13 protein-coding genes and 1 riboswitch are annotated in these 15,339 nt (G+C 38.1%); of the genes, 7 read left to right on the top strand and 6 right to left on the bottom strand.

Going from position 1 to position 15,339, the window contains the following annotated elements; genetic code table 11:
• Window positions 1-7 precede the first annotated feature (7 nt).
• A complete protein-coding gene (locus KHA97_RS13990; protein WP_213125327.1) occupies window positions 8-1,117 on the bottom strand; it encodes an ABC transporter permease in 1,110 nt (369 codons plus the stop codon).
• Window positions 1,114-1,836 carry an ABC transporter ATP-binding protein gene (locus tag KHA97_RS13985; protein WP_213125326.1) on the bottom strand — a complete coding sequence of 241 codons (723 nt, stop codon included), beginning with the start codon at window positions 1,834-1,836 and terminating at the stop codon, window positions 1,114-1,116. Before KHA97_RS13985 ends, KHA97_RS13990 begins: the two co-directional genes overlap by 4 nt.
• A gap of 289 nt (window positions 1,837-2,125) precedes the next feature.
• Between KHA97_RS13985 and hprK the strand changes: the two genes are divergently transcribed.
• Complete coding sequence (hprK, locus tag KHA97_RS13980) at window positions 2,126-3,040, top strand: HPr(Ser) kinase/phosphatase (RefSeq protein ID WP_213125325.1); 915 nt, start codon at window positions 2,126-2,128, stop codon at window positions 3,038-3,040.
• A gap of 42 nt (window positions 3,041-3,082) precedes the next feature.
• Here hprK and KHA97_RS13975 read toward each other — a convergent pair whose 3' ends face one another.
• A complete protein-coding gene (locus tag KHA97_RS13975; protein ID WP_325167456.1) occupies window positions 3,083-4,939 on the bottom strand; it encodes an exo-beta-N-acetylmuramidase NamZ family protein in 1,857 nt (618 codons plus the stop codon).
• Between the two features lie 176 nt (window positions 4,940-5,115).
• Between KHA97_RS13975 and KHA97_RS13970 the strand changes: the two genes are divergently transcribed.
• Window positions 5,116-5,733: a class I SAM-dependent methyltransferase gene (locus tag KHA97_RS13970; protein ID WP_213125324.1), complete on the top strand. Its 618-nt coding sequence runs from the start codon at window positions 5,116-5,118 to the stop codon at window positions 5,731-5,733.
• An 82-nt stretch (window positions 5,734-5,815) separates the two neighbouring features.
• Here KHA97_RS13970 and KHA97_RS13965 read toward each other — a convergent pair whose 3' ends face one another.
• Both KHA97_RS13965 and KHA97_RS13960 read right to left on the bottom strand, forming a co-directional pair.
• A complete protein-coding gene (locus tag KHA97_RS13965; protein ID WP_213125323.1) occupies window positions 5,816-6,526 on the bottom strand; it encodes an anti-sigma factor domain-containing protein in 711 nt (236 codons plus the stop codon).
• Window positions 6,523-7,104 carry an RNA polymerase sigma factor gene (locus KHA97_RS13960; protein WP_213125322.1) on the bottom strand — a complete coding sequence of 194 codons (582 nt, stop codon included), beginning with the start codon at window positions 7,102-7,104 and terminating at the stop codon, window positions 6,523-6,525. Before KHA97_RS13960 ends, KHA97_RS13965 begins: the two co-directional genes overlap by 4 nt.
• 146 nt (window positions 7,105-7,250) lie before the next feature.
• Between KHA97_RS13960 and KHA97_RS13955 the strand changes: the two genes are divergently transcribed.
• The 3 genes from KHA97_RS13955 to KHA97_RS13945 are packed head-to-tail and all read left to right on the top strand — an operon-like array spanning window position 7,251 to window position 10,350.
• Window positions 7,251-8,411: a COG1470 family protein gene (locus KHA97_RS13955; protein ID WP_213125321.1), complete on the top strand. Its 1,161-nt coding sequence runs from the start codon at window positions 7,251-7,253 to the stop codon at window positions 8,409-8,411.
• A gap of 2 nt (window positions 8,412-8,413) precedes the next feature.
• The gene (locus tag KHA97_RS13950; protein ID WP_213125320.1) at window positions 8,414-9,358 is read left to right on the top strand and encodes an ABC transporter ATP-binding protein; all 945 of its coding nucleotides are present in this window, start codon (window positions 8,414-8,416) and stop codon (window positions 9,356-9,358) included.
• Window positions 9,355-10,350, top strand: a complete 996-nt coding sequence (locus tag KHA97_RS13945) for an ABC transporter permease (RefSeq protein WP_213125319.1) — start codon at window positions 9,355-9,357, stop codon at window positions 10,348-10,350. The genes KHA97_RS13950 and KHA97_RS13945 overlap by 4 nt, the downstream gene beginning before the upstream one ends.
• Window positions 10,351-10,416: 66 nt before the next feature.
• On the opposite strand, the gene KHA97_RS13940 is transcribed toward KHA97_RS13945, so the two are convergent.
• A complete protein-coding gene (locus KHA97_RS13940; RefSeq protein ID WP_213125318.1) occupies window positions 10,417-11,139 on the bottom strand; it encodes a YebC/PmpR family DNA-binding transcriptional regulator in 723 nt (240 codons plus the stop codon).
• Between the two features lie 516 nt (window positions 11,140-11,655).
• A riboswitch (purine riboswitch) is annotated at window positions 11,656-11,757 on the top strand.
• A 288-nt stretch (window positions 11,758-12,045) separates the two neighbouring features.
• Here KHA97_RS13940 and KHA97_RS13935 point away from each other — a divergent pair.
• Together KHA97_RS13935 and ade are read left to right on the top strand one after the other, a co-directional pair.
• Complete coding sequence (locus KHA97_RS13935) at window positions 12,046-13,350, top strand: NCS2 family permease (RefSeq protein ID WP_213125317.1); 1,305 nt, start codon at window positions 12,046-12,048, stop codon at window positions 13,348-13,350.
• Between the two features lie 89 nt (window positions 13,351-13,439).
• A complete protein-coding gene (gene ade, locus KHA97_RS13930) occupies window positions 13,440-15,230 on the top strand; it encodes an adenine deaminase (RefSeq protein WP_233713479.1) in 1,791 nt (596 codons plus the stop codon).
• Window positions 15,231-15,339: the final 109 nt, after the last annotated feature.

Raw genomic sequence — 15,339 nt, 5'->3', positions numbered from 1 at the left:
TCTCCTTTTAAATTTTTCGGTACTTTTTTAAAGCGAAAATATTTAACACGATGAAGATAAAGGCAAAGCCTAGTAAGACGAATAGATTATTTTTAATTTCGCTTAATCCCAAACCCTTATACATGACATCAACTAAAGCATTGCCACCATAGTACATTGGCATGAACTTGGCGATAATCTGCAGCCAGTTGGCCATTCCTTCGACGGGAAGAATACCGGCGAAAAAGATTTGCGGCACAATGGCAACTGGGATAAACTGCATCATTTGAAATTCAGAATTCGCAAAGGATGATAATAGTATTCCAAGCGACAAGGCAACTAAAGCTAATGTCAGATTAATGAGAATGACATTCCATAAAGAACCTATAAGCATCATATCCAAAACTTTTACTGCATAAAAGACGACAATTAACGTTTGAATAATAGCAAATAAGCCGTAACCAAGCACATATCCAAGAACAATATTCCATCTCCTAATAGGTGTGGCCATTAAACGATCTAATGTACCTGTCGTGCGTTCCCTCAATAATGCAATTCCAGAAATGAGGAAGACAAAGAAGAAAACAAAAAATCCAACTAAAATAGGGCTTAATTGATCAAAAAAGGTTGTGTCTGTATCTCCGTAAATAAATTTAGTATGGATGGTTGGCACATTTACTTGTTCTATTGGCACTGGTTTTTCTTGCAACTTAATCTGAATATCTTTAATGAACTTCTCCATATTTTCGGCTTGTTTTTTTGCATTTATGGCTGCGATGCTTTGCTGAACTTTCATTTGTAAAGCCTTTGCCGATGAAGTTTCATCATTTAAAATAGTTAATGTGATGGATTCATTCTGAACGTCCAAAACTCCGTCTAAGTCATGTTCCTCGATGAATGACTTAGTATTTTTAAGCTCACCATAATGAATAACTTCAAGATCGTTCTCTTTTAACAAATCAATGAGATTGTCATTTTTGGGTAAATTCACACCGAGCCTAGGAGTAGTTGTCTCTGCTGAAAGTAAATAATGTAGAAGGGTTAGAATAAGTAATGGTGCAACCATCATTAGCGCTAGAGCCCGTTTATCCCGCACCATCTGCTGGATGATTCGTTTTACTAAAGCTAGTATTCTCATTCACTTTTCCCTCCAGCTTTTAAAAATATCTCTTCTAAACTAGTAATTCCATATTTCTCTCTTAGTTCACTCGGCGAGCCACTTGTTATGATTTCTCCATCCCTTACCATTGCTAGTTGATCGCATTTTTCTGCCTCGTCCATCACATGGGTAGTAATTAAAATCGTTTTCCCTTTTTCTTTCAAATAGCGGAGTTCAGCCCAAATGGATTGCCTTAATTCGGGGTCAATACCAACAGTCGGTTCATCCAAGATGAGAACTTGGGGATCTTGGATAAGAGCAACGGCAAGAGACAATCTACGTTTCATACCACCTGAATAATCTCGAACTTTCTTTTTGAGATGGGATGTGAGATTGACGAGTTCGGCAGCGTATGCAATTCGCTCTTTCTTCATGCTCTTTTTTAACTTAAATAATGAAGCAAAGAATGCAAGATTTTCTTCACCTGTTAAATCACTGTATAAGGCATCGGCTTGGGCCATATAGCCCATTTCCTGCAATAAATTTAAATTTGGTACGGCTGTACCAAGTACGTGAACATTTCCTTCAGTAGGACGATCCATTCCAACGATGATCTTAACTAAAGTTGTTTTTCCTGATCCGGAGGGACCGATTAGTCCGTATATTTGCCCAGGCTCAACGGTTAAATCAATCTTGTTTAAGACTACTTTATTACCAAAGCTTTTGCTTACGGAATCAACAATAATAGTCGATGGCATTTTCAAGTCTCCTTTTAGTGAGTGATTACTCACTTTAATTATAAAGAATCAAATTCTCTTTTTCAATTGTTGAAGAAAATATATTTTTTTGGGGGGAAATAATTTTTTTAAAATAATATTTGACGATTTTGTAAATGCTTCCAAACTTTAGTTGAAATGTGTTATAATTTTGCACTAAGATGCAAGAAAATGTTCGGATCAATGTGTTTTATATTTTTTAGTAGGTTTAAGTTTGTGATGTGTCGAACAAAGTATTGTTTTGATGATATAAGGAATGGGTGTGGGGTATATGAGTGTGATAACGATAGAAAGATTAGTAAGAAAATTTTCATTGAAAGTATTGGCGGGAGAAAATGAACTGCAGCGAACAGTTACGAAACCAAAGGCACATCGTCCAGGTTTGGAATTTGTCGGATATTTTGATTTTTTTCCAATGGAACGAGTACAGATTCTCGGCAGAACAGAAATAACTTACTTACATACTCTTAATAAAAGTGAAAGGAAACTTCGGATTGGGAATATTGTCAAATACCATCCACCTTGCTTTATCGTGACTGCGGGTCAGGAAGGGCTGGAGTATTTAACACGATATTGCTCGGAGGAAGGAATTCCGTTGCTGCATACACAAGAACGAACATCTGAATTTATTGCCAAGCTCGATGCTTTTATGATAAAAGAATTGGCGCAAGAAATGTGTATCCATGGTGTTTGTGTTAATGTGTCAGGGATGGGTATTTTACTCCGTGGGAAATCAGGTGTCGGCAAAAGTGAAACGGCACATACTTTGATTCGGCGTGGGCATCGGCTAATCGCTGATGATATCGTTATGCTTAAGAAACTTAGCCCACAAACTCTTCTTGGAACACATAACGAAAGTAATAAGGAATTTCTTGCCCTCCGCAGCATTGGGCTACTAAATGTAGTCCGCTTATATGGAAGAAGGGCATTCCAAGATGAAACACGCATTGCATTAGATATTGAGCTGACAAAATGGCGGGAGAATTCGTTGTATAATGATTTGGAAGTAGAGCCGAAATTTACTGAATATATGGGAGTCCGCATTCCTCACATTGAAATTCAGCTTCAGCCAGGACGCGATGTCGCTGGACTAATTGAAGCAGCGGCTAATAATTGGTATTTAAGGCAACAAGGGTATAGCCCGATGGAAGAGTTTATGAGCCGATTGGAACCGGATTCGAATTAATTTAGTTAAGCAGGTGAGAACATTCTCACCTGCTTTTTTGGTCTAATTATTCATTAAATCAATGACAATTCGGTTTGAAAAATAGGGATCCTCATATCTTACTTTGTCCACTTTTAAGTGGAAGCGTGCTTCAAATGTATGCCCGTTTACGATATCAAACGTTACCTTAGAAATGATAGGGCTGTTTGCGATTGTAATCGTCTTATTTTCATTGGTCGAGAGGGGAGGGCCAATTTCTGCATAAGGGACAGTTAAAATAAGTAATCCCTTTTCTTCTGAAATTTGGTAATCTGTATTTTTATTTAGGTCGAACACGACCCTTGCATAGCCTGGATTAACGCTATGTCGAATATTGTTAATGATGTTTTGGGCAACGATAACAGATCGTTTGCCTTGTAAATCTTTATAGTTGAGGGTAACTAAGCCTGTGCCTGCTTTCTCCGCGGTAAATGTATTTCCATTAATCGAACCAACATCTCCTTCAACTTTCCATGATAATAAGGAAGGTTCGATATTAATTTTTTTTCCATCTTTATCAAAACTTATCACGGTCAAATCCTTGGACTGCCCGGGCGCCAATTCTAAATCATACGGAAAGATTCCTAACACACCCTTATTTTTATATGGTTGAGCTTTTTCTGGATAAGGACCGTACAATAAATAATGATTTCTAACATTATGAACCCAATCATTCAATTCATCTTTCCATAGATTTGTAATCTCCTCAACAGAACGGTCCTCTAATATCATTGGGCGAACCCTTTTGTCCCCAATTAAAGAATCATAAGAGGAGGTAATTTTGAATTTTTCAGGATGTTGATCCTTCATTGCATCCACTATATGAAGCCCTAATTCAACTAAATTTATAGCGCTTTCATTTTCAATATGAACTTGTACACCACCCAAACGCTGGCCTTGGTAATTGCCAAACATCGGAGTAAAATAAGCGGCTCGGAAAGAAACACCTTTTATTTTTCGTCCATTCAGATCATCTGCTAAATCTTCGCCGTTAATCCAAGGAGCACCCAGTAATTCGAACGGTTTTGTTGTCCCAAGTCCTGTCGATAGAGAGGTATCATCTAGCAATTCAGTACCTGTATATAAAAATGCTGTTTCAGTTGTTGGTATATTAGGGGATGTCAAAACGAAAGGAAGCCCAGTGTCTTCGAAGTGCATCGTTCTTTTCCAACCTTTCATTTTTGCTACCTTTAAATTGACACCAAGGTTATATTCATGATTCCACATCGTTGCGAGTTCTCCAACTGTCATCCCGTGACGAACAGGAAGGAGGAATCTTCCCATGAAGCTAACTGTATCAGGTGTACGAACAGGACCTTCAACACGAACGCCTCCCGTTGGATTTGGCCGATCAAGCACAATGACTTCTTTATCGTACTCGGCCGCTGCTTCCATCACAAATCCAAGAGTATAAATGTATGTATACACATTGGAGCCAACGTCTTGAATATCGAATAAAAGTACATCCACGTTTTCTAGCATTTTTTTCGACGGCTTCCAAGTCGAACCATATAGGCTATAAACAGGCAGTCCTGTGCGTTCATCAATATATGACTCTACATAAGCGCCTGCTGGCTGATCACCACGAATTCCGTGTTCAGGCCCAAACAATGCAGTTAAGTTTATATCAGGGTGTTCATATAATATATCGACCGTACTAACAAGATTGCTGTCAACACCTGTTGGATTCGTAACGAGTCCGACTCGTTTTCCTTTAATCCAATCGAGATGGCTTTCCAATAACACTTCAATTCCTGGCTGAACCTTTGTGGATCCTTCATTTTCTTTTGCTTTTGTAAGATGTGTATTTCCTGGAAGTGAACAAGCTAAAACTACTAAAATGGCAAAAATCATATAAAAGCCCCTTCTAAATCTTTTCACTATTTAACACACCTCCTCGAAATTACAAATATTATAACGAAAAGACTTTGGAAAAAAATGAGACTTATGAACCGTTCTATTAATAATTGATTACAAGGTCCCATCGTTATCTAGGAAAAAGGAATTCTGTCATGTACTATTGAAATTAAATAGAACGAAGAAAGGGAGAGGGAAGGGTGGAAAAGAAAAAACTCGTTCGTATATTTGATAAACAAGCAATTCGGTACGAAAAAAATAGAGAATCAGAGAAACAACAAAAAATGCGAAAAAGTCTCATTAATAAAGCGGAGGGAGAAGTGCTTGAGTTAGCAGTTGGAGCAGGGGCTAATTTTCCGTATTATCCACCTGAGGTAAAAGTGACAGCTGCTGATTTTAGTAAGGCGATGTTAGAAAGGGCAAAGGACGCCGCTAAAATTAATCATGTAAATGCGGAATTCATCTGTTCAGATATAGAAGAACTCCAATTTGAGGATCATTCCTTTGATACGATTGTTTCCACTCTATCATTTTGCAGCTATGAAAATCCTCTGATCATGATGGGGAAAATCCAGCAATGGTGCAAGCCCAGTGGGAAGATTTTGCTTCTGGAGCACGGAATTAGCACTAATCGATTCGTGGCATCCATTCAAAAAATACTTAACCCTATTCTATATCGAACGATTGGGTGTCATCATACGAGAGATATTTTAGAAATGACTAGGGAATCGGGTTTATCCGTTGATCGAATCGAAAGTTATTATTTTAATATGATCCGCGTTATATGGGCTAAGCCAGGTACAAGGAGATTTTCTTGAAGTGACTGTATTTTTTAAAATAAATATAGGACGAGAAATATCTCGTCCGGTTTTTATTAGATGGAATTTAATAGTGCTTCATTTAATAATCGGATTTTTTCGCCTTAACCTTAATGACCTGTAAATATTCCTCCGTAGGGACGCGGCTTCCTCCTTTAGGTTCCACACTTACGATAATATACTCTATTCTTTCTAGCTGTTCACTTTTTCGATACAATTGTCCTCTTTCGCCTAGCAACTGTATAATTCCCGCATCATATAACCCGTTATAAGTTTTCACCCAGGCTTGATAATCTTTATTTTCCAGCGGTGGCAGTCCATCAACAAACAAATAAACTTCTTTTGTTCGGTTGTTTATCCATGCATATCCTTTTGTTGGCGTTGGCTGGCTCATTTGGGGTTGCAATTCATAAATATCTGTATCATCATTCATGACAAACATTGAATGATCTGTAATAGGATCTGTACTTTGTTTTGGAAATACGTCAAATAAAACAACGAATAGTAATGCCATTCCTATGACGGCAATACTTGATACTTTCCAGAAGAGGGATGGTCGAAAACGCAGCTTCTCCTTCGTATTTGATCTATAGCTGTTCATTACTCGCTTCTTCAAAAGTTTAGAAGGCTCTAACAATTCCTCATGAGGAAGAGTATCCTTCCATACCAAATAATTGGCGTGGCATTCTTCACAACCCGTTATTGATTTCTGAATCGCTACTCTATGTTCTTCACTTGACTTACCAAGGATAAAATCAATCATTTGTTCATCGGTCCAATGAGGACAACTCATGATTTATCATCTCCTTTCAAGGAGCTGGGCAGTAATTGTTTGCGCAGATTTTTAATACCGTATCGAACAAGAGACTTAACCGTTCCAAGTGGGACTTTTAAGTACGAAGAAAGTTCCTTTTGTGTGTATTGTTGAAAGTAGCTCCCATAGATAGCGTTTCTCTGAGAGTCTGGCAAACTATTCATTGCGTTTACAATTAGCTGTTTATCTAAATTTTGTATGACTATTTCATCGACGGGAAGATAACTTTCATTAGATGCCTTTTCTTTCTTCGCCTCGACCTCATCTGATAAAACGTCCCTTTTTTTCCTGATTAGATCTACGCAGCGGCTTCGTGTCCTAATTGCGAGCCATGCCTCGACACTTCCTTTCGAAGAGTCATATGTGTGTGCTTTCTGGCTTATTTCTATAAAAATATCATGACACATATCCTCTGCTTCCAGTTTGTCTTGTAAAATTTTATACGCAACTGAATATACAAAGGCATAGTACCGATCGTAGAATAATTCGAACGCGCTGGCTGAGCCATTTGCAATTCCTTCTAACAAATTTCGGCTTTCCACTGATACATCACTCACAATGTCACCGCCATTCTAAAAATATCCTTACCATATATTTAACAAAAATTTTTTAATCTGAGAAGTTATAAAAATGTTAAAAAAGTAAATCCAAAATCGAGAGTTATGCGTACCGAAAATAAAAAGCTAATTAAGGGGGCATAACCATGTTAAAAAAATTATTTTCCATTTTTGCCTTGTTGTTATTGCTAGTACCTTTTTCTCTTCCGACGAAAACGACGTTTGCGGCAGAAGGAATTGAATTGTACACTCCTTACACAGGAATATCGGTGACACCAGGCGAATCCATTTCCTATGCTTTTGACGTGACCAATCATACATCTTCCATCCAGCAAGTGAAAGTATCCTTGGAGGACATTTCAAAAGATTGGAAGTATACTGTCACATCAGAAGGATGGGATCTTAAGGAATTATCCGTTAAGCCCGGTGAAACGAAATCATTAACGATTGAATTATCTGTTCCTTTAAAGGTAGAAAAGGGAGATTATAAATTTAATGCAGTGGCTACGTCATCCAATGGTATAAAGTCTAATCTTCCTATGTTAGTGACAGTGAGCGAACAAGGTACATTTACGACGGAATTTACAACTGAACAGCCGAATTTACAAGGACATTCTGATACTAAATTTGAATATACAGCACAATTAAAAAACCGTACCGGCCATGAGCAAAACTATGCATTAGTTGCAAAAGCTCCTAGAGGATGGGCAGTTGATTTTAAAGCAGATGGAGATAGTGTTTCATCAGTTAAAGTTGAATCAAATGCAACAAAAAGTATAACCATTAGCCTCACACCTCCAACAGAAGTTGAAGCGGATACGTATAAAATCCCTGTAGGAGCCATCAATGATTCAACTTCAGCAGATATGGAGCTTGAAGCTGTTATTACGGGAACATATGGAATTGAATTATCTACCCCTTCGGGTAAACTTAGTGAGAATATTACGGCAGGTCGCGAAAAAACAATCAGCGTTGCTGTGAAAAACACAGGAACAGCACCGTTAAATGACGTTACACTTTCGGCAAATACACCACAAGGCTGGGATGTAAGCTTCTCACCAATGAAAATTTCATCAATAGAGCCAGGAAAAACTGAGACTGTTAAAGCGACGATTCAAGCAAGTGACAAAGCCATTGCTGGAGACTATGTCGTCGAAATGACGGCTTCAGCTCCAGAAAAAAGCTCAAATGCCCAGTTTCGTATTTCTGTAAAAACATCGCTCGTTTGGGGATGGGTTGGTATTTTAATTATTGTTGGAGTAATCGGAGGCATTTTTTATCTAATCCGTAAATATGGGAGGAGATAAAAATGAATGAGATTATTTCCATTCAAGGGTTAACGAAGAAATATGGAGAGAAGATGGCGGTAAATAAACTTGATTTAAAAATTAATAAAGGGGAAGTTTTTGGACTTCTTGGCCCAAATGGGGCAGGAAAATCTACTACGATTTTAATGATTTTAGGACTTGCGGAACCGACTGAAGGGAAAGTCCTCGTTTGTGGGCATAACTCAACAAATGAGCCACTACTCGTAAAAAGAAAGGTAGGATATCTCCCAGATCAAGTTGGTTTTTACGAAAATCGAACTGGATTGGAAAACTTAATGTTTACTGCCGCATTAAATGGAAAGTCACGAAAAGAAGGACGTGAAAAAGCATTATCTCTTCTTGAACAAGTTGGATTATCGTATGCAGCCAATCAAAAGGCAGGCACCTATTCAAGAGGGATGAAGCAAAGACTTGGGCTTGCCGATGTATTAATAAAAGATCCAGAAGTGATTATTTTGGATGAGCCAACACTTGGAATTGACCCTAAAGGTGTGCAGGAATTACTTGATCTCATTAGAACATTGAGCAAGGAGCAGGGGATCACCGTCATGTTATCGTCTCACCAGCTTCATCAAGTACAGCAAATTTGTGATCGGGTAGGCTTATTTGTAAATGGTAATCTTCTTGCTGAAGGAACAGTTGATTCATTGGCGAATCAGCTGTTTGGTGAGGAAGGGCATCAAATCAAATTAAAGGCAACACAGCTTAACTCACTAATTATAGAGGAAATTAAATTAGTCGATGGGGTTCACAGAGTAAGCCTTGATCATGATGAACTGAAAATTTGGACCGAGAAAGAAAGTTCATTACAACATATTTTAGAGATAATCATGGCAAAAGGCTGCAGGCTAACCTCTGTATCCCAAGAGCAGCTTGGCTTAGATGAAATTTATCAGCGCTATTTTGAGGGGGCTGGTGAAAAGTGAAAATAATTGAATCATATAAAAATGGTATAGAGCTGCCTCAAAAGAGAGCAGGAAAATCCTACCCCCATTCTTTTTGGGTGCTTGTTCAAAAGGAAGTTTCTGATCATATTTTGAGCTGGCGTGTGAATATTTTGGTCGTATTACTTGCCTTGACATGTTTTGGCTCACTGTATACGGCGCTCTCTGGAATTCGCGATGCTGCTGAGAGTATTGATGCGAACGATACATTTTTGTTTTTAAAATTATTTACAATCTCGGATGGCTCGTTACCGCCGTTTTTCGTATTCGTCAGTTTTATCGGTCCTTTACTCGGAATCGCTCTTGGCTTTGATGCGGTCAACTCCGAGTATAGTAAAGGGACATTAAGTAGGGTAGTGTCTCAACCAATCCCTCGCGATTATATCATCAATGCAAAATTCGTTGCGGCCATCTTGGTGATTAGTGCTTTATTATTTTCCTTAGGATTTTTAGTCATTGCCCTAGGCGTCTTGATGATTGGAATTCCGCCAACACCAGATGAATTCTTACGGATTATCAGTTTTCTTGTTTTAAGTATTTGTTATATCGCGTTTTGGGTTAATTTATCGATTCTTTTCTCGATTCGCTTTAAGCAGGCAGCTACTTCAGCATTAAGCAGCATAGCGGTTTGGTTATTTTTTTCAATTTTTTATTCCATGATCGTCAATCTTATATCCAAAGTGTCCCAAAGCCAGGATGCACTTGATCCATCAACAACAGAACTGGTCCAAAATTTAATGCGGATTTCACCGAGTCAATTGTTTAGCGAAGCAACGACGATTTTATTGACTCCTTCTATTAGAACACTTGGGCCGATGACAATGGAGCAAGTGGTGGGTGCCATTCCGGGTGCACTTCCATTAAGTCAAAGTCTATTATTGATCACGCCACAACTTATTGCACTTATTGCTGCGACACTAATTTGCTTTGGAATATCATATGCGCTTTTTATGAGGAAAGAAATAAGGAACTAGAAAGCGTTGGTGCAGAAATCAACAAAAAAGCAGACCCTTATTCGTAGCTAGGGTCTGCTTTCATTCTTATTCTTCTGGGAAATCAACATTGTGGTAAACTTGGCTAACATCTTCCAGATTATCTAATGCGTCGATCATTTTTTCGAATTGTGCTTGTGCATCTTCCGGTAAAGTTATATGGTTTTGAGCTAGCATAGTAAGCTCTGCAACTGCAAATTCGGTGATTCCTGCTTCTTTTAAAGCTTCCTGAACTGCATGGAACTGATCTGGCTCAGCATATACAATGACCGTTTCATCTTCTTCAGTAATATCTCTAACATCAATATCTGCTTCCATTAATAGTTCGAGCACTTCATCCGCTGTTTTTCCTTCTATCCCAATGACGGCTGTTGCGTCAAACATATAAGCAACAGATCCACTGACACCCATATTGCCGCCGTTCTTTCCAAAAGCAGCGCGGACTTCAGACGCGGTACGATTTACATTATTGGTCAAAGCATCAACGATGACCATCGACCCGTTTGGTCCAAACCCTTCATAGCGAAGCTCATCATAATTTTCCTCAGATCCGCCTTTTGCTTTTTCAATCGCTCGATCGATAATCGCTCTCGGAACATTATATGTTTTTGCGCGTTCCAGCACGACTTTTAACGCCTGATTCGATTCTGGATCAGGTTCCCCTTGCTTAGCAGCTACATATATTTCACGCCCGAATTTTGCATAAATACGACTTGTATTCGCATCCTTAGACGCTTTCTTTTCTTTAATATTGTTCCATTTACGGCCCATTCTGAACACTCACTTTCAAAATAAAAAGTATACAACATTTTGGATAGGTTCAATTGATGCGTGTTGAACAAATTGCATCATTTTCTAGGTTATTATAACACATGATTTGTAGTGAAAAAATAATTCAGAAGGAAAGGAATGTCAAAAATTTAACATGAAACATATCAATTGTTTCCAGTATTAAGAATATCATATAACAATTGTGCAACATCTGATTGATCTTTTAAATCGTCTAGTAGAATTTCAAAAAATCTAATAGAAGTCATTAAACTTCATTAAAGGCTGATTGTATTTAACTTAAAATAGGATAAAACATTTATTGTTCAATAAAGAATCTATTTCTGTTATCATTTTATTAATCTAGATTTGACATCGTAGTCATCCGACAAATTTCGCTAAGTAATACTAGAAAAATCATATGATTCACGAACATTACCTAATTTAAAAATAAAAATATTCGTCTTTTGTATTGACCAATATAGGACTTTTATGCTATTAATAGAAATATAGAAAACAATTAAATAAAAGTTCATTCAATGTATATGCTTGAGAATATGGCTCAAGTGTCTCTACCAGGTAACCGTAAAATACCGGACTACATGAAGAACAGTGAAAATGATATGTTTGGCTGTTGTCATTATTTTTCTTTTTTAACGTCATTTTCTTCGTTCATCAACGTAGATCGGAACCTGGGTAGACATTGTACCCGGGTTTTTTGTGTTTAGCTATAGCGCCTATCGACTAGCAAACTTCTTGTCCATCTCCCTACGATAAGTCAACATCGACTCGCCTTTTTGGCTCGTCGTGTTTCCTTTATCTCAGTCGATAGCCCTGAAGTTTGTACGTCGATGGGCAAGGCGCTTGCGCTTTTCTTAGCATTTTACATTGGAACTTAGGAGGAAAATCATGGATCGTTATTTTAATTTTAAGGAATTGAACACGAACTACCGTCAAGAATCGGTTGCAGGTCTTACAACATTTCTTGCGATGGCATACATTCTGTTCGTTAATCCATCCATTTTAAGTGCAACAGGTATGGATCAAGGTGCTATTTTCGTAGCAACAGGTCTTGCTTCTGCTCTTGCATGTTTAATCATGGGGTTATGGGCGAAATATCCGGTTGCTCTAGCACCTGGAATGGGAATTAATGCTTTCTTTGCTTTTACAGTTGTATTAGGAATGGGTATTCCTTGGCAAACAGCTTTAGCAGGAACATTTATTTCTGGTCTTATTTTCTTCATTTTAACATTAACAAAAATTCGCGAAACAATTATCAATGCAATTCCTGAACAATTGAAGCTTGCAGTTGCATCTGGTATCGGTTTGTTTATTGCTTTTATCGGTTTTCAAAATGCCGGGATTGTAAAAGAAGCTCAGCCTGGTACAACGATTGTCGCTCTTGGGGACATCACTGCTCCAACAACATTACTAGCTATCTTTGGTTTGATTGTTACTGCATTTTTTATGATTAGACGTTTTAGAGGAGCAATCTTTTACGGAATGATCGTTACTTCCGTTGCAGGTATCATTTTTGGCCTTATCGATTTGCCATCTGGAGTGATTGCGCCAATTCCAAGTCTTGAGCCAACTTTTGGTGCTATGTTCAGTCATTTAGGTGATATATTCACACCTCATATGCTTGTTGTTATTTTTACATTATTGTTTGTAGATTTCTTTGATACAGCAGGTACATTATTAGCTGTTACTCGTCAAGCAGGATTATTAGTCGATGGAAAATTGCCTAGAATCGGACGTGCTTTGTCTGCTGACTCAATTGCAACGATGATTGGTGCTGTTTTAGGAACTTCTACAACTACTTCTTATGTAGAATCAACTTCTGGTGTTGCAGCAGGTGGACGTACTGGTTTTACATCTATCGTAACAGCAGGACTATTCATCTTAGCGTTGTTCTTCTCACCTTTGCTAAGTGTTGTTACGCCGCAAGTTACGGCTCCTGCCTTAATCGTAGTTGGTATCTTGATGTCTTCAGCATTGGCTGAAATCAAATGGAATGAATTTGAATTTGCGATTCCAGCTTTCTTGACTGTCGTTACTATGCCTTTAACTTATAGCATTTCAACGGGTATCGCCCTAGGATTTATCCTTTATCCATTAACAATGGTATTCAGAGGTAAATATAAAGAAGTTCATCCGATTATGTACGTGTTATTTGTAGTATTCATTGCATATCTAGGTTGGGCTGTAGAATAATATAAAGTTTTTTGAGAATCCAAAGAATGGGAATGCACATAATATATGGGCATTCCCTATTTTCTAATATCGATGGGAGAGTGACATCTATGCAAAGCAATAGAAAAAAACTATATGAGGTTAGTCAGCAACTTTCCAAGGTTGCGAGAGGAATAGAAAAGGCTGATTTAGTGATAAAAAATGGTACGTTAGTGAATGTATTCACTGGTGAATTACTTGAAAACATGGATGTCGCTGTCTCTCAAGGAAGAATTGCGTATATAGGGAATGCAGATCATACGATTGGTGATCAAACAAAAGTGATTGATGCTAATCAAAAATACATTGCTCCAGGCTTATTGGATGGTCATATGCACGTGGAAAGTACGATGCTTTCTGTAACGGAATTTGCAAAAGCCGCTTTGCCTAAAGGAACAACGGGTATATTCATGGATCCACATGAAATTGCTAATGTTTTTGGTGTTGAAGGTGTTCGTTTGATGCATGAGGAAGGGCAACAGCTCCCATTAAAAGTGTTCACAACGTTTCCGTCATGTGTTCCAGCAACAACAGACTTTGAAGATACGGGTGCATCACTAAGTGTAGAAGATATAAAAGCTGGTTTACAATGGGAAAATGTAGCTGGGCTTGGTGAGGTAATGAACTTCCCTGGGGTTGTTTTCGGAGATCCACTTATGTGCGGAGAAATTGAGGAAACAATTAAAGCGAATAAAACGGTAACGGGGCATTTTCCTGCAGATGATCCACAAATGCTTCAAGCTTATATTGCAGCAGGAGTCACCTCTGACCATGAAACTGTCACGAGAGAACAGGGACTTGAGAAGGTTAGAATGGGTATGCATCTCATGATCCGTGAAGGTTCTGCTTGGCATGATGTCAAAGAAGTGATCAAAGTAGTCACAGAAGATAAAGTGAACACCGACAATATCAGCTTAGTAACAGATGATGTTTATCCACAAACACTTATTGAAAAAGGGCATTTAAACCATGTCGTCCGCCGCGCGATTGAAGAAGGTGTTGATCCTGTAACAGCAATTCAAATGGCAACAATTAATGTGGCACGATATTATAAATTAGATCAAGATTTAGGGGCGATTGCACCTGGAAAATGCGCAGATATTTTAATCATCGAAGATCTTCATAAAGTCGAGCCGGAGACAGTCATTACGGATGGGGAAGTCGTTTTTAATAACGGAGCACTTGTAAAACAATTCCCTACATTTATTTATCCAGAGCATGTGCGTAATTCAATTAATCTTAAATCAGAACTTAATCCTAATGACTTTTTGTTAAAAAGTAAAACCGAAGGAACAACAGAGGTTAATGTCATAAAAATCATTGAAAACAGCGCTCGTACTGAAAAAATGACATCGAACTTGCAAGTAGTGGATGGTGTAATCCAACCGCATGTAGAAAAAGATATTTTACAGCTTGCTTGTATTGAGCGTCATCATGCGACGGGACAAATTTCACTCGGTTTTGCTCATGGGTTCCAGTTGAAAAAAGGAGCAGTCGCTTCTACAGTTGCCCACGATAGCCATAACTTGCTAGTGATGGGGACGAATCCCGAAGATATGGCATTTGCTGCAAATGAACTTGCTAAAATGGGAGGAGGCATGATTGTAGTAGAAAATCAAAAAGTCCTTGCAAAAGTAAGCATGCGAATTGCAGGTCTCATGTCCGACCAGCCTCTGGAAACTGTTGTTAAAGAGGTTCAAGAGCTCGAACAAGCATGGAAAGAAATTGGTTGCCCGATCCATGCACCATTTATGACATTTTCACTAATTGCACTTCCGGTCATACCAGAAATTCGTATCTCTAATAGAGGAATTGTGGATGTTACGGAATTTAAATTAATAGAAACTGAGATTTTAAAATAAATCCTATTCATTGACAAAATTGATTTTAAATAGCTTCATTCCTTTTAGCTAAGGAGTGAAGCTTTTTTTTATAAATATAATAGAAAAATAGATTGAATGGTCAATGATT

It is taken from the genome of Lederbergia citri, assembly GCF_018343625.1.
GTDB classification, from domain to species: Bacteria; Bacillota; Bacilli; order Bacillales; family Bacillaceae_C; genus Lederbergia; species Lederbergia citri.
Note: the sequence above shows the minus strand (reverse complement) of the source record. Positions and strands in the feature narration are given on the sequence as shown.

Excerpts from the sequence above, each read along its gene's own strand:
- KHA97_RS13990 (WP_213125327.1), bottom strand. The coding sequence starts at position 1,117 with ATGAGAATACTAGCTTTAGTAAAACGAATCATCCAGCAGATGGTGCGG.
- KHA97_RS13985 (WP_213125326.1), bottom strand. The coding sequence starts at position 1,836 with ATGCCATCGACTATTATTGTTGATTCCGTAAGCAAAAGCTTTGGTAAT.
- hprK (WP_213125325.1), top strand. The coding sequence starts at position 2,126 with ATGAGTGTGATAACGATAGAAAGATTAGTAAGAAAATTTTCATTGAAA.
- KHA97_RS13965 (WP_213125323.1), bottom strand. The coding sequence starts at position 6,526 with ATGAGTTGTCCTCATTGGACCGATGAACAAATGATTGATTTTATCCTT.
- KHA97_RS13955 (WP_213125321.1), top strand. The coding sequence starts at position 7,251 with ATGTTAAAAAAATTATTTTCCATTTTTGCCTTGTTGTTATTGCTAGTA.
- KHA97_RS13950 (WP_213125320.1), top strand. The coding sequence starts at position 8,414 with ATGAATGAGATTATTTCCATTCAAGGGTTAACGAAGAAATATGGAGAG.
- KHA97_RS13940 (WP_213125318.1), bottom strand. The coding sequence starts at position 11,139 with ATGGGCCGTAAATGGAACAATATTAAAGAAAAGAAAGCGTCTAAGGAT.
- KHA97_RS13935 (WP_213125317.1), top strand. The coding sequence starts at position 12,046 with ATGGATCGTTATTTTAATTTTAAGGAATTGAACACGAACTACCGTCAA.
- ade (WP_233713479.1), top strand. The coding sequence starts at position 13,440 with ATGCAAAGCAATAGAAAAAAACTATATGAGGTTAGTCAGCAACTTTCC.